The 21468-nt window shown below is 37.3% G+C and carries 16 protein-coding genes and 1 pseudogene; 1 reads left to right on the forward strand and 16 read right to left on the reverse strand.

All coding sequences use genetic code 11. From position 1 onward, the window contains the following. Positions 1–375: 375 nt before the first annotated feature. The 8 genes and pseudogenes from H8706_RS09695 to H8706_RS09730 all read right to left on the reverse strand — a co-directional run bounded on the left by H8706_RS09695 (position 376) and on the right by H8706_RS09730 (position 8108). Positions 376–3681, reverse strand: coding sequence for an ATP-dependent DNA helicase (locus tag H8706_RS09695; RefSeq protein WP_262432453.1), 3306 nt, complete (start codon positions 3679–3681; stop codon positions 376–378). Between the two features lie 126 nt (positions 3682–3807). Then, positions 3808–4557, reverse strand: coding sequence for a TRM11 family SAM-dependent methyltransferase (locus tag H8706_RS09700; protein WP_262432454.1), 750 nt, complete (start codon positions 4555–4557; stop codon positions 3808–3810). Beyond that, a complete protein-coding gene (locus H8706_RS12435; protein WP_394354557.1) occupies positions 4557–4619 on the reverse strand; it encodes a hypothetical protein in 63 nt (20 codons plus the stop codon). The genes H8706_RS09700 and H8706_RS12435 overlap by 1 nt, the downstream gene beginning before the upstream one ends. A 34-nt stretch (positions 4620–4653) precedes the next feature. After that, positions 4654–5184 (reverse strand): annotated as a pseudogene (locus H8706_RS09710) (TRM11 family SAM-dependent methyltransferase); the annotation flags it as partial. Continuing rightward, on the reverse strand, positions 5184–6044 hold the full coding sequence (locus H8706_RS09715; protein ID WP_394354556.1) for a type II restriction endonuclease: 861 nt from the start codon (positions 6042–6044) through the stop codon (positions 5184–5186). The pseudogene H8706_RS09710 and the gene H8706_RS09715, both read right to left, overlap by 1 nt. A 3-nt stretch (positions 6045–6047) precedes the next feature. Continuing rightward, positions 6048–6584, reverse strand: coding sequence for a PD-(D/E)XK nuclease superfamily protein (locus H8706_RS09720; protein ID WP_262432456.1), 537 nt, complete (start codon positions 6582–6584; stop codon positions 6048–6050). A gap of 15 nt (positions 6585–6599) precedes the next feature. Beyond that, entirely contained in the window at positions 6600–7469 is an 870-nt protein-coding gene (locus H8706_RS09725; RefSeq protein ID WP_394354558.1) for a DNA adenine methylase, read from the reverse strand. Positions 7470–7790: 321 nt separating this feature from the next. Further along, complete coding sequence (locus tag H8706_RS09730; RefSeq protein WP_262432457.1) at positions 7791–8108, reverse strand: MobC family plasmid mobilization relaxosome protein; 318 nt, start codon at positions 8106–8108, stop codon at positions 7791–7793. Between the two features lie 352 nt (positions 8109–8460). Between H8706_RS09730 and H8706_RS12440 the strand changes: the two genes are divergently transcribed. Next, positions 8461–8571, forward strand: coding sequence for an AraC family transcriptional regulator (locus H8706_RS12440; protein WP_394354559.1), 111 nt, complete (start codon positions 8461–8463; stop codon positions 8569–8571). Positions 8572–8867: 296 nt separating this feature from the next. Here H8706_RS12440 and H8706_RS09735 read toward each other — a convergent pair whose 3' ends face one another. The 8 genes from H8706_RS09735 to H8706_RS09770 are packed head-to-tail and all read right to left on the reverse strand — an operon-like array spanning position 8868 to position 21459. Beyond that, the gene (locus H8706_RS09735) at positions 8868–9680 is read right to left on the reverse strand and encodes a sugar phosphate isomerase/epimerase family protein (protein WP_262432458.1); all 813 of its coding nucleotides are present in this window, start codon (positions 9678–9680) and stop codon (positions 8868–8870) included. A 4-nt stretch (positions 9681–9684) separates the two neighbouring features. Then, positions 9685–10902 (reverse strand): MFS transporter, encoded by a 1218-nt coding sequence (locus tag H8706_RS09740; protein ID WP_262432459.1) that lies wholly within the window; start codon positions 10900–10902, stop codon positions 9685–9687. A 22-nt stretch (positions 10903–10924) separates the two neighbouring features. Further along, entirely contained in the window at positions 10925–11824 is a 900-nt protein-coding gene (locus H8706_RS09745; RefSeq protein WP_262432460.1) for an MBL fold metallo-hydrolase, read from the reverse strand. A gap of 21 nt (positions 11825–11845) precedes the next feature. Next, positions 11846–12523: a response regulator transcription factor gene (locus H8706_RS09750; RefSeq protein ID WP_262432461.1), complete on the reverse strand. Its 678-nt coding sequence runs from the start codon at positions 12521–12523 to the stop codon at positions 11846–11848. Next, positions 12516–14018, reverse strand: a complete 1503-nt coding sequence (locus H8706_RS09755) for a sensor histidine kinase (RefSeq protein ID WP_262432462.1) — start codon at positions 14016–14018, stop codon at positions 12516–12518. The genes H8706_RS09750 and H8706_RS09755 overlap by 8 nt, the downstream gene beginning before the upstream one ends. Positions 14019–14046: 28 nt before the next feature. Next, positions 14047–16698 (reverse strand): WD40/YVTN/BNR-like repeat-containing protein, encoded by a 2652-nt coding sequence (locus H8706_RS09760; protein ID WP_262432463.1) that lies wholly within the window; start codon positions 16696–16698, stop codon positions 14047–14049. After that, positions 16691–18766, reverse strand: coding sequence for a hypothetical protein (locus H8706_RS09765; RefSeq protein ID WP_262432464.1), 2076 nt, complete (start codon positions 18764–18766; stop codon positions 16691–16693). The genes H8706_RS09760 and H8706_RS09765 overlap by 8 nt, the downstream gene beginning before the upstream one ends. 29 nt (positions 18767–18795) lie before the next feature. Beyond that, positions 18796–21459: an S-layer homology domain-containing protein gene (locus H8706_RS09770; protein WP_262432465.1), complete on the reverse strand. Its 2664-nt coding sequence runs from the start codon at positions 21457–21459 to the stop codon at positions 18796–18798. Positions 21460–21468: the final 9 nt, after the last annotated feature.

Here is a 21468-nt window from a genome sequence, read left to right on the forward strand (position 1 = left end):
GCCCTTTCTTCGGGACTTAATTTGTACTTAGGCATAACTAAAACCTCCAAAATGATATTTTTATTATATATCATCTTGGAGGTCTTGTATAGACTTTACACAAAATTTGGGATAGTCTCAAGAATACGCTTTTTATGCGGATAATTTCCTTTTTATACACAAAAAACTTCCGAAAATAGATTCGGAAGTTTTGTATGTCTGAAAATTTCTTAACTCTTTGAGAACATTTCACCCTCACAAAAGCCCAAATTTACGGGGTTTTTGCGAGTGTTTGTTTCTTGTGTGTTATTTGTGCAAGGCTGCTGATTACTACATAATACACTTATAATCTGTGTTATGTGAATTAAATTCAAGGCAAGTATCAAGAATGTTTTGTTACTGGTAATTTGAAAGTTTCTTTTTTATTAATTCCAAACTTTTGTTCTTTGTTTCTTCTTCGCTAAAGCTCTCAACTATCTTATTCATTATTTCAGCACTCCAATAAATTTTTAATTTTTTCTTGGCTCTAGTTATCGCTGTATAAAAAATACCATGTGTCACACGTTCAGAATTACTTTTAGGAATGATTACCTTTACCGAATCATATTCTAGACCTTGCGCCTTATGAATCGAAACAGCATATGCAAGCTGAAAAGGAATTACTGATAACATACGTTTTCCCTCATCATCTTCGTCATAAACTTCATCATACGAATAAACAGTAAACCGAATTCTAGTAGAGTCCTCTGAAGCACTTATAAATTCTATATTCTCTCTTTCACAATCCTTTTTTGTTATATTTGTCATCACATCAACAGTAAATGATATTTCCTTTTCGGTTTTATTAATCGCAACTATATTTCCTTTGAGATTATTATATAAAAGCGAAAATCTTTTTGAATCATTAAAAAGAATGTGATCTCCTACTTTATAAGTCCACTCTTGCCACGTTATAGGGTCAGATTTTGAGTTTGCATTTTGAAAATAACTATTCATATTATTCAATCCGAACTTGCCATCATAATTCAAACATAGAACTACTTCATCCTTTACTTTTTCATCAAAAATCTTTTCTCCTATATCTTCAGAAAACGGTCCGGGAACTGTTAAAATTTCAGTGATTATATTGCCTCTATTTCTAACTTCATTCCATAAATTAATAATATTCTCATCTTCTGTCCTCCAAGTGTTTAACAGTTCTATATTGGCTCCCACTGTATTTATAATATCTTTTGCATAGAAAAACCAATTACCAAAATCTATTGATTCAATTTGGTGGATATCACCTGCCAAAACAATAAAGGTATCTGGACTTACTTTTCCTAAAAAATTCAACATTGTACGATTATCAATAGTGCTACATTCATCTACAAAAATCACATCGTACTCTGTCAATGTAACTTTTTTTGTAAAACTATCAATGCTCACAAAATCTGATTCGATTCCTGGATTATCAATACGTCTTTGCAAATTCTGTTTAGCGGTATGCGTCTTTGTAAGAAAAAGCTTTTTATGATTAGACATCATATTAGAAATGTAATTAATAAGTGTCGTTTTTCCCGTTCCTGCAGCACCATAAATTAATAAAATATGTGATTTTACAAATGCCTCTCTCAAAGCCCACTCTTTCAAGGGATCATTGAATTTGATTCCGCTGTTCTTGATAAAGCTATTATTATATTCACGCTGTCCTTCATTGCCTTGCATAGAAAATTCCAAAAGTTTATTTAGAATATTAATAGTTGTTCTTTCATATGAATCAATGGAAACTATATCGTTTTCAATGTTAATGTTATATCCTTGCTTGCGTTCCCAAACATCTAAACTATTATTATATTCTGATATTTCTTGCTCGGTTGCAATATCTTTTATATCAAAATATATCTCTCCAGTTTGGAAAATCTGATTTTTTATTTTTAGATATGGTCTCACCTTTTCAAGTTTGACACCTCCAATAGCATCAAAAATGTATTTTATATTATTTTCATTGCTTGTATTACTACCATATAAATTTGAAATGTATGGGTTCCTTTCAAAAGGGAAACATCTGTTCGATAAATATAAATTATCTGAAAGTGTCTTTTGAGTATATGTCCACGGCATAACATTTATAAGCATATCTTCTTTTAAATTTAAAAGCAAATATCTAATGGTGTTTGCGCCAACTGTACTGGATGCTTTAGAATAGTTTTTATTTAACTCAATCAATATGTTTTTAAAATGAGATGTATTAGATGACAAATAAATACTATCCAAGATTACAGCAAAGGATAACTGTTGCAAATCAATTAACTCTAGAAAATTTATTCCTGTTGTTGTTAAAAAATCCATTAAGGCACTATACTCGCCATAGTTAGAGGATATTTTTGTTGGCATTTTTAATATTTTCCCTAACTTGTTCAGAGACGAAGGATCGATTGACACTCTCCAGTTTGTAATAATCTTAACATCAGATTGAATTCCCCATAAATTAATAGGTATATTTTCAAAACTGATTTGTACAGAATAATTTGTTGAAATATTCTCTTTTGTATACGCAGTAATACGATTATATTTTGTGGCATAAATCCCCGCAAGCTGTAACGTTACTTCGTAAAACCGTTCGTTTCCGACAAAAAACGGTGTTCTTTTTGTAATATAAAATCTAGATGGCCTACAGCTTTTTGAACTCAAATCTACATTTTCGAAAGCGTCTGCTACAATTTTATAATATTGCTCATCTAGTTCATCTTTCTCACGAGGAAATTTTTCAAGATTGTTTAAAACATGCAAATTATACTCCTTTTTAAGAAAATCTCTAATTTGCCACATAAAGTTATAATACTTTAACATTAGCCGCTCAGATTGTCCATCTTCCGGAATACGTCCATCGATGTATTTTAACCCTTTCATGAATGTGGCCAGATATTTCGTTTTAATATTAAGTAGTGCCTCTTCCCATGCAAGCTGAAGATTGCTTCTATTTTTTCCTTGCTTTAATGAATTCAGCAGAAGAGTAGCCCTACACAAATCATAAAGACGTGGCAAGATCATCTGAGACACATCATCACGATTGAAGGATTCACATACATCAATACTACTGCAAATTTGCAAATCACAAACTTTAATTATTTTTTTTATTTCTTCTTTTGACATTTCCGTAGAACTTAATTTATTCACAAACGAGTGTCTCGCAACTACACACTTCAACTTCTTACAAAAATCAAGTACACTTTCTTCTGTAGGAAGAATTTCTTCGTCTTTTGTAAATTTTATTGTTTTGCTACTATTATTAAAATCTATTGAGTTCAAAAAATCAACAGATATATACTTCCAAAAAACACGTTCTGAACCTTTGATATCCGGATTTAAAACGACAAATAAGATACCTGGATCTAAAGTGACGTCATTTGCAATAAACGCTGGAAAACCGAGGCTCTTTAATGAATATTTAATTATCCCATCTTCTTCCGAATAAAGATGAGTCCCTTTAATTTGAGCAAAAAAGTTTTGAGCAGGTCTTCGTGAAATATTGGGATCCTCAACAAATTCAAATTTGCCATCAATATTGGGCCATTTATCGCCCTTAGGAAAATCAGTTATAATTCTCCCTCCAGAACCCAAGAAATATTCCAACGTGCCAACTGCCGCATAGTCTTCTGCTGAACGCTGAGTGTGTGTTTTTATATGCGTTTCAATAAGTTTTTTTGATGGTTCTAACATAAATATTACCTCTGATAAGCGACCAATCATCGCTATTTTGTTCAATTTGCCAAAATAGGATTAATCTATTTTTATTTGCATTGCTATAATACTATTCAGTTATCAAAATAAACTATTTATATAAGCTTACTTTCTAAATACAAACAAATACTCGTGTGCAATCAGCAAAAAGTTATATTTCACGCTATTTGTTTTCCAATATCCCGTTGCTCTGCAATTATGCTGTTCTTTTATAATCAGCTCTTTTAGCTTAAATCCCGACTCTTCAAAAATTCGCATAACCTCAAATGACATCGGTATCATACATCCTTTTTGACGTGTGTCTCCCATAAGAACTGCACAGAACTTGTCCGCTTTTAGTACACGATAACTCTCTGCCGCAACCTTTTTCATTTCTTCAAGAAAATCTCTTACTTTTAATTGTGACAAATCCCCGTCTATGCCATCACTGTATTTGATAATATCAGCATACGGCGGATGAGTGCATATTAAATCTATACTTTCATCAGGAACAAAATCAAGATTTCTTGCATCGCCTTTTTTGATATATACCTTTCCTTTTGCCGGTTCATATTCAAAATCCGTCTTTTCTCGGCATCTTTCAAGTGCAATATCATTTATGTCAACACCGATTATATCACGATTTAAAAGTTTTGCTTCAACGAGAGTTGTACCACCTCCGGCAAATTGATCGAGAATTAAATCTCCCTCTTGTGAGTATCTGAGTATTATATTTCTTGGTATATACGGCGACCAATTACCACGCCATTTTGCATCGTGGGTTGCCCAATCGCCGCGCTTTGGAAATGACCAATGCGTTGTCATTTCAAGTTCAAAATCTTCCGGCTTCCACTTTTTTATTTTATTTTCCGCCATTATTGAAAAACCTCTTGAATTATCCCATTTTCCATATCGTTAATATTATAAATGTGTTCCATAACATCAAATGTTTCTTCAAGGTTGTGCCTTGCACTTGTCCGCTTTTAGTACACGATAACTCTCTGCCGCAACCTTTTTCATTTCTTCAAGAAAATCTCTTACTTTTAATTGTGACAAATCCCCGTCTATGCCATCACTGTATTTGATAATATCAGCATACGGCGGATGAGTGCATATTAAATCTATACTTTCATCAGGAACAAAATCAAGATTTCTTGCATCGCCTTTTTTGATATATACCTTTCCTTTTGCCGGTTCATATTCAAAATCCGTCTTTTCTCGGCATCTTTCAAGTGCAATATCATTTATGTCAACACCGATTATATCACGATTTAAAAGTTTTGCTTCAACGAGAGTTGTACCACCTCCGGCAAATTGATCGAGAATTAAATCTCCCTCTTGTGAGTATCTGAGTATTATATTTCTTGGTATATACGGCGACCAATTACCACGCCATTTTGCATCGTGGGTTGCCCAATCGCCGCGCTTTGGAAATGACCAATGCGTTGTCATTTCAAGTTCAAAATCTTCCGGCTTCCACTTTTTTATTTTATTTTCCGCCATTATTGAAAAACCTCTTGAATTATCCCATTTTCCATATCGTTAATATTATAAATGTGTTCCATAACATCAAATGTTTCTTCAAGGTTGTGCCTTGCACTTGTCCAGCCTTTGCCGTCCGTAAACCAAACAAAAGTAAATCCGTCTATTGTATCGGTTTCAAGAGCAAGTGTTTTATAGCTGCGAGCAGTTTCGTTGAGTTTTGAGCCGCCGCTACCGTAAAAATTAGTTTCTATACCATATATCATATTATCTGTCTTAACTACATAATCAAAGCGTTTTTCCATTTTGCCTTGATTTGAAATTGCAGATAAATCAATGTCCCACTTTTCTGTAATCTGATGAATGTACATTTCCTTAAAGTATGTTTCGTCTTTTACAAATCCCGCTTTTTTGATAAAACTTTCAACCAAGTTTTCCATTAAATGTCCGCCGCGATTTTTGCGACCATTGGAATCCAAACCTGTTTCAACACCCGTTGCATAGTCAACCAAGTTGTTCACAATATGATTAGCTATCAAATCAAACAAACCTGTTTTACGCATGAACACCTTATACTGTTCTGAGTCGAGATTAGCTTTCTTAAAATTATATGTAAACGCCCCATCACTATCAATGGCATATATCTCATTCGCCCGTACAGCCAAAAGCAACGGAATACATTTTAACACTTCGGGATATTTCTTAATCAAATTTTCAAAATCATCTTCAATATTGTCAGAACCAATAAGTGAGTTCAGAATATTAAGCTCAACCTTTATATTTCCAACATTTCTATGTACCTTTTCAAAATCTATATAATATCCGTAATCTGCGATACTGTCACGAAATCCGGATAACCAAGTATTAAAATTCCTTGACATCAATTACTCCTCCTCTGCATTATCGGGTACAGGCAAACCTAATTTTGTAAGTGGTATATATTCAAAGTAATACTGACAACGCACACTTATAATATAGTCCAATACATCTTTGTACTTAGGATTTTTAAACCAATTTGACAATAAATATATGTATTCCACATCAATATTTAGTTGTGCCATCAATTTTTGATATTGTTTTCTTTTAAAATCGCAGGTTTGTAATTTTTCATCAACGGAGCCTGCCACTTGTTGATACTTGCATTCGATAATAAAAAGCGTATTATTCACGATTACATAGATGCTGTCATCCGGCAGAAGTTTTTTGGATATGATTTTTGCCCAATCAACCCCAACTTCCTCCAAGAACTTATAAAATCCATGCTTTTTAAAAATGCGAGCAACTTTTTCATCATTATAAAACACAATGTTATCTGTAACACGATACCCCTTTTGATTGTTTAAGAAAGTAGCCAAATCTGTTTTACCCTCAAATACAAGTCCGGTTTTTGTATTGCCGCCGCCTTTTCCATTCTTTATCATAAGTCCAAAATCTCCTTAAAAATTTGATATAAGCAGTTCTTTGATTTTTCCTCTTGCTTCGCTGTTGCAATTAATCATTCGTGTAGCCTCAACTCGCTTGATTTTATGAGCGGAATATATATTATCAAAGAAATCATCTTCCGTATTTGAGTTTTTGGGATCCGAATTGCTTATTACTATTTTAGCCCCTTTTCTATGCATATCATCAACAAAATGTGCAAGTTCGATTTGTTCTTCATCATTAAACAGATTTTCCGTATATGCGGTAAAACTTGCCGTATCGGTAATAGGTCGATATGGCGGATCAAAATATACGAAGGTATTTTCGTCAATAAAATCGGCAGAAGTTTTATAATCACCGCAAACAATTTTCACATTTTGCAATTTTTCCGATACCGCACGCAAATTCTTTTCATCACAGATAAGCGGATTTTTGTATGCTCCCATAGGTACATTAAAAAGTCCTTTTTTATTCACTCGATAAAGTCCGTTAAAACAGGTTTTATTCAAAAAAATCATCAACGCCGCTTTTTCAATATTGATATTTTCATCACCGTTCACCTTTAAATCATTAAAACGCTCACGCTTTTGCATATAATACGCTTTACGACTTTCAGTATCCATCGGGACAAACTCCGTTTGCATAACGGAAAGCATTCTAGCCAAGGCATCAATATCATTGCGGATAATGCGATAGGTATTGATAAGCTCGGCATTTATGTCGCTGATATATATTTCTTTCAAATCGTATTTACTTAAAATATCAAAAAGCACAGCTCCGCCGCCCACAAAAGGTTCTGCGTATTTTGTTATATTTTCATCCTCAAACGGGTAATACTTTCCAATCTCTTTCAAAAGCTGACCTTTTCCGCCTGCCCATTTCAAAAACGATTTAACCGTCTTTTCATCCGACTTGTTGTACCTTGTACTTCTTGCATCAATCGGCTTTTTTGCATTTGACGGCATCACCCACATATTACCTACCATTTCAGCGTCGACAATTCTGTTTTCAGAGCAAAGCACAGCTACTCGTCTTTGTGAGATGCCCCACTTATCAGCCGCTTCTCTTGCGGACATAATTTCCATATGACTACACTCCTTATTCGTTAATATATATTATATTCTAAAACTCGAATAAAAGCAATATCGTTTTTCGATTTTCTCTGTTTTATACAAATAATTTGTAATATTTTAATCAAGATACCGTTAAGTGTTTCTGCCGTAACTTCTGACACAGCTCCATATATCATTCATCAGCTTTGCTGCTTCATTTATCTTGTCATTTGTAATATGCCGTTCACTGTTTGCTATATGTGCAATCTGATTTATATTTCCTCCGATATGATTTAATTCCTTGTATATACGCAGCAGTTCTTCCGTTTTGAGTGGTTGAATTTGATAACCCATAATAAGCTTCGTTATTACGGCAGTCATCGTCAATCCCGATTCTTTTGATAACTTTTTAAGTTTTTTCTTCACATCGTCATCAACATAAAAATTTAGCTTATTTGTATTTGCTCTCATAGGTTTTCTCTCCTTTAAAATCGGGGTATTAGGGGCAGAGCCACGAACAAGTGGGCATTTGGGAGTACAAATGCCGTGCTTGCTATTACAAAGGCTCTGCCTCTGATTATAAATCCTATCTGCTTACATAAATCAGTTTCTGATTTATGACCTCCTCAGAAGAAGTTTGTCAAGGGGTATTTTCATTTTTTATAAATTTTTGCATAATTTAAGGGCATACCGCTTTCTAACAGTATGTCCTTGATTATCTATCAATGTTATTTTATTAGCGTCAAATAAGCTTGAGCCGAGCTTTTGTATCAGTTTTATATGCTCCATTCCGCTTTCTAATAACCTTTGTCAAGAGTAATCGATTGAAAAGGTATGCGAGCTTTTAAATTTTAATTCAACCGCATATTTCAGCAAAGTTTTCAAAAAATTTACCGGTATGGCTCCGGGAAAATATGACAACAGTTTGATATAACGCATATAATCACACGAAAAATCAAATCGCTGCAATAAGTAAAGAACAAAAAGCTTGCGAGCCTTCTGTTAAACATCATAATTAGGGCCGATATGATTATTAAATCCGTTTTAGCCTTGCAAGGATGATAAGAAAAAATGACGAAATTATGCGTTTCAGGCGGGTTTGGATTTGCTTTCTTTCGACTAAAACGAACTTTCGTTTCAAATAAAAAGGGACTGCAGACAAACTTGATTTCAAAAATCATTTTGCCATAGCCTCTTTATTAAAATAATATTTTGTTTATACAGAAAACATCAGTCTGCCAAATCTTCGATTTTCTTATGCAGTTTATGATAAAGCCTCACATCACGCATAACGTTTTCCTTTGTATAAATACTTGCTTCGTACAAAAATGGCCCGTTGTAATTTATCTTGTTAAGCACCGTAATAAGCCCTTTCCAATCTATTTTCCCCTCAAAGGGCAAAAGATGGTCGTCGGTGACAACGTAATCAGATATGTGCAGCGTCACAATACGGCTTCCCAATTTTTCAGCAAATTCCTTCTGCGTGCCAAGCTCTATATGATTTACGTCAAAGCAAACCTTGAGTTTTGAATTCAGTGAAATAAGTTCTTCTATTTCCGCGGTGCAATTTCCGAGGCACATTCTCGGCAATGTTTCAACCGCAACCTCTATACCGAACAAATCCGCATAATCGGCAAGCCTTGAAAGGCGCACTATTGCGTTTTCCATACGCACACCGCGGTTTTCAGCAATGGTTATCTCCGCGCTCGGGTGTACGACAACGCATTTTATATCAGATTTTGACGCGTTTTTTATAAGCCGCTTAAAATCCTCCAGCGCCTTATCTCCCTCTGTCTTATCAAGTGCGGACGGGTCAAAATAATCGCTGAACGGCAAATGATACGACCAGAGGCGCACGTTATACTTTTTTGAAAGCGCGTTCAAATATTCAAAATCAATGCCGAAAAAGTCATATCCGAACGGCAGATTTACCTCTATTGCCGAAATATCCGAATTTGCGCAAAGCATAAAAATCTCATCACTTAATTCAAACGGCACGCCTCTTTTTCCCAAAGACGTTGCCGATACTGCTGTTTCCCTCATAAAATCAGACCTTTCTAACTTTTTTTAACGGCAAAACACCGCACAGTAAAACAACCAGCACGCCGGATAGCATAAGTGCACTCCAGATGTATGTAAGCCGTGTCCATCCGAATTTTGTAACCGCCGTTGCAAAAAACATATTTGCCGCCGACGCGGCAATATAACCGGCAAAATCAAAAAGTCCGTTCGCTGACGAAACACATCCGTATTTTCCCAGACTCGGTATAAAAAAGCTCCAGAGCGTTGAACTGACACACCCCACGCACACGAGCGCAAGAACGGCAGACGAAATGTTTACCCACCTGTTTGAGGCAAAATTCATCAATGCAAAAAACACGCACGCGGCAGAAAATAATGTGCCGATAAGAAGTCTGTCTTTGTTCTTTATAAGATTAAATATAAATATGCATAAAAACGGGCAAACCGAACGTATAACCGAAATAACCGAATAAATAAGGCTTGCCTGCGATGCGGAAAATCCGAGATTTTCGGCAAGATATGCAGGTATCCAGAAAACCACCGACGAGCTTACCGTTTCGGTTAGCGCACCTACAAACAGATACATCAAAAATTTGTCTATCAAAAACATTTTGAAATAGCTTGTTTTTTCCTTTTTATTATTTTTTGATATATCGGCTATCACGCCCTTACTTTCATAAAAACTAAGTACCGCAAAGCTTAAAATCCCCATAATCACTGTTATTGCGGCAGATGAGAAAAACACATACCGCCAGTTCAAAACCGCCGCAAGCATACCTGCAAAAAGCGGACCGCACAATCCTGCCGCGGAAAAACCTATGCAGATATTGCGCGCGTGCTTGGGGATTGTATTCTCGGAAATCGTTTTTACAAGCGGACCACGCAGCATTGACAACCCAAAACCGTTCAGTGCAAAAACAACAATCTGCATATACAAATTTTGCACAAGTAAAAAACAAATTGCTGCAAAGCCTGACATAAAAAGTCCCGTAACAACCATATTTTTTGCCTTTGCTTTGTCGCCCAGCCTGCCGTTTACAAGCTGCCCGAACGCATATGCCATAAAATATATTGACGAAATTGAACCGATTTTGTCTTTTGTAAAGCCGTCTTTAAGCATCTGCACTGACGATACGCTTAAAACATTGCGCATTATGTAACTTGCTGTATATGTCACAATACAGAGTGCGCCGATTTTTAAAGCTTTTGAAAATTCGGCTTTGTCTGACTCTTTTTCCAACATAAATTTTACCGCCTTTAAAATTTTAGTAATCTTCGTCTATCGAAAGCCCGTCATAGGCTATTTTTACAGAGTAATTTCTTTCAAGCTTTGAAAAATATTCTTCAAGCTCGCTGTGACAAAGCCCTTTTGCCTCAATGTGCGACAAATATATTTGGGTTTTTTCGTCAACCGTACCAATCGTATAAAGCTTGTCAAGCGTATCGACGCAGCTTGTCAAATCCATATGCACAGGGCAGAAATATCTGCCGTTTTCGTCTTTTATATGTTCTTCGGGAAAAGTGCATTCGCCGACAAGAATATCAAGCTTGAAGTTTTTCAAAACCTCAAACGTTTCGTCGAGATAATATCCCGAATCAAGCGCATAATACATAATTTTCCCGTTTTTGAGCTTTATAAGGTAATTTGCGCCGTTTTCGCACACTGCCGTGCTGTGGTGAGCCTTGAGCGCCATAACCTCAATATCGTTGATTTTATACCATTTCAAAAAGTCAAGTTTTATAAATTTAACGTTTTTTTCACTCATATATTCCGCGTCTTTGTTAATGATGAGCGGTGTTGAATACAAAAGCTTATCCACAATATCAAACGAATTTCCGACAAAATAAACACTAATAGGTTTTTCGGGCGGTCTGTCCGACGCAACGTATCGCAGCCAGAACATCATATAGTTAAAATGATCCTCATGCGGATGGGTAAACAAAAAATGCTCCGTATCGTACAAATCATCATTAAGTCTTGCCGCCTGCGCTGCAAAGTCCTCTCCTATATCTATCATAATTTTTTTATCTATTCTGAATGCCGAACGAAGCCGAATTTCTTTTCCGCCAACCTTTCTGGCATTTTCGCACACTCTGCACCTGCAAAACGGCGCGGGAATTGTTCCGCCCGCGCTTGTACCCCAAAATCTCATAGGTAAATACATAACCTTTTTCCTCTCCGAATTTTATAGATTGAAGTTTTCGTATATTTTTATTTTTTTCAAAAAGCTTACCAGGTTGCTGATGGTAGGAAAGCTTAACTTTTTTAAAATATGCTTGACGTGTACCTTTATTGTGGAAACCTCAATAAACCTCATTTGCGAAATCTGCTTTTTTGTGTAACCCTGATAGAGAAGCTTTAAGATTTCCTTTTCCGTCTGTGTGAGAGTGGAAAACTTATGAATAAAAAACATAAGTGTTTCCTCGCTCTTTTTCATACGAACAAACTCTGCCCGCAAATTTTTTGCGATAAGCGGGCCCACAAAATCCTGTGTTTCGTACACTCTTTTAATATTTTTGCAAATATCGACCGCATCGGCGGATTTAATAATATAATCTGAAGCACCGGTGTAATATGCCTCCAAAATAAGTTCGTTTTTGTCGTATGCGGTGAGAACAATTATTTTAACACCAGGTTTTTCCTCGCAAATTTCCCTTATTGCATCAATTCCTGCCGTTTCATATTCCATTTGTATATCCATAAGAATAATATCCGTTTCAACGCGACGTGTAAGTTCTATACATTCTTTGCCGCTTTCTGCCTCGCCGACAACCTCGATTTCTTCGTCAGCATTCAGCGCCGAAACAATATGCTTTCGTATTCCCTTTATATCCTCACAAACTATAACGCGGATTTTATTCATCTGTATTTTTTCCTCCCCTGCGGTGATTAGGCAGAATTATCTGAAATTCCGTAAACTCATTCGGCTTACTCTTTACGTTTATAAATCCGAAATGTGCATCTACCACATCTTTCACATGTGACAAACCTATCCCCCAGTTGTTGAATGTCTTTTTTGTGGATGCAAACGGCTTAAAAAGCCGTTTCATCATTTTTTTATCTATTCCGCATCCGTTGTCGCGCACCGATATGCAAATCCACTTTCCCTCTGAATGCACTGCCGCAGTTATAATACCGTCTTTTCCGGTTGCTTCTGCCGAATTTGCCATAAGATTATAAAAAATCTCGGTGAGTTCCGTTCTGTCGCCGTAAACAATTCCGTCGGCACAATTTATTTCAACATTAACCCTTATATTTTTTGAAACCTGAATTTTTCCCGCAGCATCAAGCACGCAGTCGAACACGTTCACATAGGTGCAGTCTCCGACAGTATAGTTAAAAATATCGAGAATTCTGTTCATTCTTTCAGAAAACGAAAGTATGTTTGTTTTTATTTCCACAAGGCTTTCCATACCCTCATCCGAACCATAGTTGTTTATCGCATTGTTGTCCAGTACCAAAAACAGTGCCATAAGATTTTTAAAGGTATGAAAAACGTGTCTTACATCTTTAAGCACTATTTTTTTTCGTTTATGGCGGTATTTGTTTTTAAAAATATTAACCTCACACAAAACATAAGATTTAACAAACAAAAATCCCAGCAAGGTAAGAAAAGCAATTATTATAAAAAGTATATAATAATCAAGCTCCCGTATTATGTTGTATGCCACACCCTCCACATTGCATAAATTTGATGTTGTAAGAAAATATCGCAGCGGGCTTACAAACAGTATTGTCAAAAACATACTTTGCAGCAGAAATACCGAAAGCATAAGCGAAACAATATAGTTCTGTCGATAAAACATTTTTGTTGTTCGGTATTCCTTTATGTACCGTATATAAGGCAAAACGCAGACGGCCAGAATATAAACATATGAATAGTTGTCTGCAATTTTTTCTATAAGTGATATTGCCGTAAGGCTTTCGGCGCTCGCTGAGTAATGCTTCCGCAAATATATATTTTCGGCAAATGAGTTTGAATTGACATATACAAACAATAATGCCGACAGAGCATATACCGATACAATAATGCATCGTGTGGATAGATAAAATTTATTTGATGCCCCATCTATATAAAAATACATCATAACCGTCAAAAACGCAATTATGGATATAAGCATAAGATATTTTGTGTCGTAAAAGCTTATACGGATTTTGCCGAGATACTTCATAATGTAGAATTCAATCTGAAAAAAATATCTATAATTGCTTATGCGCATAGTATAAATTGCAAGTGACAAAATCAGCAAATCAACCGCAAAAAACCCTGCACCGAAAACAAAGCTTAACTTGTTTTTTGCTTTCAGAGTCAAAAGTACTGCGGTAAATATTAAAACAAAAATCATTGCAATGGTCATTTTTTACACTCCGCCAAATAATTTTTTGTTAATATAACTTATACTTTGTGTAAGGCATCAATGTATCGAAGCCGCTCCAAAAAAGCAACTTTCTCATCGGCTTATCCGAATCCGTTATTTCGTTTTTAATCTCAAGAAATCCAAGAGGTGGAATACTGTACTCCTTTATATCCGCGCTTAGCAAAGCTTTTTCATCCTCACTGTAAAGAGCCGAAATAACTTTTACATCTTTTTTTCCATTGCTTACATTATACACTTTAAATATTGCAAAATCAACATTGTTTTCTTTTTTTTCCACACAATCCGACACAACTATATCGGATGCCGAAAATTTTTCATATTCGTAAATATACGTTCCCGAGGAGGTTGTAACATATGCCCGTGCAAGATTAGGATGAAAGTGTATTTTCCAAATATCCCTGCCGTGGGGGATTCCCCTTACGATATGCCAGCTCTCACCGCCGTCACGGCTTTCAAAAAGCCCCTCTGACGGTGCAAAATTTTTGTTATCCACACCGCCCGCAAGAAGATGAAGCACATTGTTGGGATTTTGCGCAACGCTGAATATATATTTCATATCATATCCGTCGTCCGAACGATTTACAACCTTGTAACCGCCATCGTCATATATGCGCATACCACCGGAAAAAAATCCAACATAAAGCCTATCTTCTTTCACCGCGTCTGGTGATATATCCTGAAATCCTGCAGTTACGGGGTATAGATATTCCCAGTTTCTTCCCATATCTGCCGACTTGTAAATTTTGTTATCCTTAACGCCGTAAACAATATCGGGATCAACGGGCGACACCGCATAAATCGGGAAGTCGGATTTCTGCCAAGTCAAACCGCCGTCATAGCTTACGATTTCCTTGGCATATATAACCCCCTCGCGGTTTTTATTGTAAAATATTTTCGTAGTATTAAAACCTGCCGTTGCCGGAATATCCGAAAATGTTTTTCCGTTGTCCCGACTTTCTTTTATAATAAACCCTGTTGAACTTTGTCCGACATTTATAAGAATGTTGTTTTGGTCGAACGGATTTCTCGCAACCGAACGTGACGCACCTTTTGAGTTGTGCCGCAAGGCTATATAATTCGCAAGAGGATAGCTTTCACCGACGTTTTTGTTATCGGTTTTAACTGCACCGAAATCCATAACAGAAAAAATAATATCATTATCATCGTTCGGATTAAATGCAATATCCATAACTCTCAAGCCCGAAAAACCGCTTGATGATGCAAAAAAGTTTTTACCGCCGTCAAGAGATTTGTAAATTTCTCCATCCATTGAGGCAATTATTTCATTCGGATTTTGAGGATTTACCGCTACAGGCTCGCAGCCGTAACCGGTTTTGTTTGACATAAAACCCAGTGACGTGTTCATCGCCATTTTGTTAAAGGTAATTCCACCATCGTCACTGAAACGCAGCGGATACGAAATTCCGTAAAGCTGAACATAAAGCCGTCCGTTTTCGTTGAAAAAAATCTGTCCGAAAGCATCTTTTAATCCACTCTGAATTTGCGAGGATTTTTTAATCTGCAAAAAACTTTTTCCTCCATCGGTTGATTTATAAAGATAATCTTTCGTCACACAGTAAACATTTTCGGAATTTATCGGATCAAATGCCGCCGACAAAACTGACGGAACATCAAAATCCGCAACGTTCTTCTGCCATGTTTCGCCGAAATTGCTGCTTGTCATAAGTCCATTATCTTTTGTTGCAAGCACAAATTTATCACCGATGATATAAAAATTATAAATCATTTCACCGTCATAACTGCAAACAAGCTCCCAGTTTCCGCGCGACACGCGTTTGTAAATTTTCCCGTTGTGCCCTGCACAGTAAAGAGTATCTCTGTGATAAGCAAAAAGGCTTTGGGAATGATGCCGGTAAAAATCGAGATTTTGTTCAAATGTCCAGCTTTCGCCGCCGTCATACGATACATAAATTCCGGTTTGGTCAGTGACCTTTGTATTATTGCCGGTGGAATTGGGACAAACTGCGGCATAAACCGTTTTTACGTCAGCAATATCACACTTTATCGCAACAGTTCCGAAGCATCCTATCCCCACGGAAGAATTTTTCCAATTTTTTCCGCAGTCTGTGCTTTTCCAAACTCCGCTCGTATCGGTGCCGAAATACACGATGTCGGTGTTTTGGGGCGAATATTCCATAGCAAAGCCCTTCTGACCGCCCTCGCCTCCGTGATAGTTGTTTATATACTGATTCTCTGTTGTAAAATTATATTGCTTTAAATACGGTGCATAATCGGTAGTGCTCAATTCATCAATTCTGTCCGCGTCAAATTCGTTGTAGATTTTCAAAACGTCAGATGCACTGCCGTTTGCATTTACCGCCGAAACGGTGTATTCTCCGCTTTTGCCGAAAGGAAACGACACCCCAAAGCTTCCGCTTTCATCTGTTTTTATTTGCTTTATATAATCGGTTTTGTACGTTTTTTCATTATCGTTTAACAAAACAAAATTTTCAATGTTTTCTTTTGCTGCGATAATACTGATATTTTCATTTTTTGCCGCATCAAAGTTTCCCGTCACATAAACCTTTCCGTTATCGTATTGCGCCCTCACGCCGCCCGACGCATAAGCGCCGAGCGACAGTAAAGGCACAAAACCCAACAACAAGGAGGTTATAAGTAAAAACTTATTTTTATTCAAAATCCACACACTCCCCAAGAGGCGCAAGAGTTGAAGATGTCCAAATCATTGTGCTTGCTGTGTAACCCGTAAAGTCACCGTCCGTCAAAGCCTTCGGTGTAAGTCTTGCAGCGAAGGGAACCTTTGCACCCGGTGCAACGGTTTCTGTTTTGAACATTGTGTCATATAAGCTTCCGTCATTTGCATAAACCGCAATGATGATTGAAATACCGAGAGAATTTACATCGTCCATATTTTGAACGGTGTAGTCTGCGGTGAGCGTACCGTTTATGCTTCCCGATGTTTTAACCGAGATGTCATATGCCATATTTTTCTTAAGCGTGATTGTGCATATTCCCGCATCTCCCCATTCGTCGATGCAGTTGACGGTTATAATATGCTCGTTTCCATCATAATTTTCTATTGTGAGTGTGTTCTCGTTTACGCCTGTTTCGGCAAGTACACCGTCAACATAAAATTCATATGTCACTGTGTCACCGTCCGCATCTGTCCCGTCTGCAGTAATCACAACGGTGTCACCCGCCGAGTATTTTATCTTGTCTGCCTTTAACATTACGACAGGAATACTGTTTGTGGTTGTGAATATCTGCAATCTGGGTCTGTTTTCAGTTGCCTTTCCGAATGTTGAATAACCGTTTGAAGTTCTTTCTATGGTGAACATAACGTACTTATCACCGTTTGCAATAGCTTTTTTTACTGCCGCCGAAAAATCGAAGATTGTATTATACGACCATTTTGAGTTGATATTCTCATCACCCTCAATTTTGGCAAGAGTAGACGGCAATATTTTTCTCTCTATTATGTTTACATCACTTCGGTTAACCACTGGACCGGTCGTATCGCTCCATTCATTGAGCCCGTAAAGTGTAATTGTAGATCCTGCCTGTCCGCCGCCCATACTTGTAAGCAAACGAGCAGTTGATATATTTTCATCGGTATATTTGCTTATATCGAATTTTGAATACAATATCAGATTTCCGATTGACGCCTTGCCGAGTATATAGTTATATGGGCTGTTAGCCGTTGTATTGTTATATTCCGTAAAGATTTTTTCATCATAACTATTGTAGAATATACCCTCTACGGTATTACATGTTAAAACAGGCGCACCCTTTACGGTAATTGTTTTTTCGGCAAAGCCGTAATCACCCCATCGGTCGGTAACTTTAACCTTTATGACATAACTTCCTGCCGCCGGATTTGCAAGCGTAAACATATTTCCCGAAATACCGTCGGCTACTTCATTATTGTCCAAGTAAAACGTATATGTCAGGCTGTCGTTATCACCCTCATCCTCGTCCGTTCCGTTTGCGGTAAATGTGATTGTATCTTCAAAGGTGTAAAAGTCTTTTTCCGGCGAAATGGAAATTGTTGCGGTCGGCGCATTGTTGCTTGATGTAAATATCTGCAATCTTGGTTTTGTACCGTCACCTTTCCAGAATGTGCCATATGCGGTGCTGTCAGGCTCCAATACAAACGCTATGTACTCTTTGTTCTCGCTGATTGCTGCTTTTATAACATCAGTCATATCAACCGCCGCATAATACTCCCACGTACTGTCGATATTTTCGTCCGCAAACTTTACACGCGCACCGTTTACCTTTGCAGGAGTTCTGAAATAAACCGCTTTTTCATCTCTGTTAACTATTGGGGCCGTTTCCGTATTCCACAAACCGGCGTCAAATGTGTATATATTCATAGGACAGTTGTCAAAATTTCCGTTATAAGCAATCAAAAGTCTTGCCGAGGCAATGTTTTTATCTGCAAAATCACTTGCCTTAAATTTCATATATACACTCTTTTTACCGTACTTATAACCCACTCCGTCATCATTCAACTTAAACTCTCTGCCGTCAAGAACAAAACTTCCGGAGTTTGTATAACCGCCTACATTGTTTGTCCACTCCGAAAAATTCATTCCGTCATACCCGTTAAGATATTCACCGATGAGAGTGTTTGCAACAACTGACGGTGCGGTTGTGCCGTCCCCTTCCGCGAACACCGCGCCCGTAAACACCGTTCCGATCAGCATAACTGCTGTGAGCATTAACGCTATTGCTTTCTTCATTTTTTAAACCCCTTTCAACTTTTAAAATTTTAATTATTTTTTATATAATAAATATTTTGAGGTCTTGTATATTCTGCCTGAACAAATATTTTTATATCTTCACCGTATTTTTTACCTAAAATTGCACTTGATGCATCAGCCTTTGACATTGTGATATTTCCATTGTTATCAACACTGTACATATAGCCAACCGCATATATGGATTCAAGCTTTTCCTCCAAATAGGGATCAGTCAAATCAAGATCCGTTGTAGAAAATCTTGCATAACCGTTTTCCGTAAGATAAACATCTCCCACAAGCAGTCTGTTTGATGAATTGCTCTCAAATGCCGAGTTTTGATTTTTGTTTGCTGCATTTGCAACAGGATTTAAAAATAATTTATTATTGTAGTCATAAAGCTTTTCTATCTTCGCAACGTATCCTTGAGAGTCAAGTCCCACCCTGAACAAATCGCCCGATTTAAGATTTTCGCACTTCTTTGCTTCCTCTGCCGTAAGATTGGTTTTTGAATTGTCCGATACTACACTGTCAAATATATTGTCTGAATCCGAAGGAACATAAAGCGTTGTTTGCGCACCGCCCCTGTAGCAATCTATTCTGTTCAGATACGCATATTTTTCGCTGCTGTCCGTAACCTTTTTAATTCCCGCAAAAAGATACACATTTTTGTTGACCTCTTTTTCCTTTGCCCCCTCAACGAGCACAATGCTTCCAAATGGTGAGTCAGGCGAAAACGACCAGATATCAACCTTATATGATTTATCATCGGTAAGTCCTGTTACCGTTGAAAGATCGTCCCAGTCTCGCTGCTCATTTATCAGCACGAAAAAATCATCATTTCCTGTGATAAATTTGCCGCCGAAAGCGTGGCGGTAATTTATATTCGATGAACTCTTGTAGAAAAGCATATTTTCGTTTGTACCGATATATCTTCTCACAAGTGTTGTGTCATCCTCATATGCAATATTTTTAGTCGGAGTGTCGATATAAGTTATCTCGCCGCCGTCATTCGTGCCGTATGCCGCCGCAGTGGGAACAAAATCCGTATTTGTACAGCCGAGCGCATCGGTTATCTCTTTTTTCTTTTTGCACATTTTGCCGTCTATCTTTACCGAATCCGCAAGGTTCAAATTAATATATTCGTTATTGGCGGTAAAAAGTTTCAGTTTAATTTTGTCCGCCGCCGAACCCTCGGAGTTTACGCCTACAATAAACGCAGAGGTGTATTTGTTGCTCTGACCGATATCGATATATGCCACCCTGCCATTTGTATCAAGTAAAAATTTTCCGTTTGTTCCCGGCTTATATTCGCTTGTTTTTATATGCTTTTTAAGTTCGGGAGTAAGCTTATGTTTACCGCCGTTTACATAAATGTATCCATCCGAGTCGATTTCGTCAATCTTTCCCTCAACGGTCTTGTCCGACATCACGATTTTTGCATATTCGTTGTCAAGACTTTTTGTAACCGTAAGCACTGACATAACCGAAAATTTATTTAAAAGTTTGCCGTCCGAATTGTATTTTTCATACAACTCGTATTTTGACAAATCTGCATTGCAAAGCGGTGAATTAAGGTCGTAGAGAATTTCGTTTTCTTCATCAAAACCCTTAAGCGCAACGGTATCGTATATGGTTATGTGCACCGCGTTGCAGCCACTTCCGCCGTTTTTGCTGACAAGTTCAACCTCTCCGTATTCCTTTGCGAAAATATCGTCAAAACTGTGCTTTGAAAAATCAACGGGAACACCGTTATAATAAAACCTTGTCGACAAATTAAGCCTTGCGGTTTTTGTTCTCGAGTTATCGTCATATTCGATATACTGCGGGTTCACATGCACGATATTGTCAAAATCTATCGTTATGCTTTTGTTGCTCGCTGTTTTTAACATATACACAAATTCGGGTTTGACCGTTTCGTCTGCCCAGAGTTCAACATCATAGCCAATATACGAATCGAATTTTTCGGGAACGTTAAAAATTCTTGTTCCGTCGATTTTTACCGTACGTCCTTTTTCGGTTGAAAGCGCAATATCAGTATATTCTGCTTCACCCTCATACTTTTTGATATTACGGTAAAAGTCGAGCATTTGTTTGTCGCTTTTTTCGAAAGATACGGTTTTGTCCGACATAGACGAGGTGTCGCACACATAGCAGTTTATACTGTCGTAAAACAGTGTAACCATACCAGAAAAGTTAAGCTTTTCGCGGTTTTCATTTAAAACGTTTGCAATTTTAAGCTCGTTTGCAACAGAGTGAACAGACGCAGGATAATTACCCTTAAGCTTTACAAGCGGCCCATAGCCGAGTGCATTTATCATAATTACAACCGCTTCGCAAGTGTCGATTGACGAATAAGGCGCAAAGCTCCCATCGGGATTGCCGTTTATAAAACCGAGCGATTTTGCATCGGATACCGCACCGAAAAACTCATTTTTCTCGGTGACGTCCCAGAAAACGGTAGTCTTTCCACCCACACCTTCTTTGCCGACAAGCTTTAAAAGATAATTTAAAAAAACGCCTCTTGATACCGTTTCGTCGCCGTTGGGAATATTCTCCGAGTCAAAAACACCTATTGCCGATAAAAGTGCGGCTTTTTCACTGTCGATATTTGTTTCGGCCGACGCAAAAGTTACTGACATAAATGTTCCGGCAAGCACCGCAAAAATAATAAATATTGCCGTAATTTTCTTCATATTCTACCC

Origin of the sequence: Qingrenia yutianensis, assembly GCF_014385105.1 — a bacterium.
GTDB lineage: Bacteria > Bacillota > Clostridia > UMGS1810 > UMGS1810 > Qingrenia > Qingrenia yutianensis.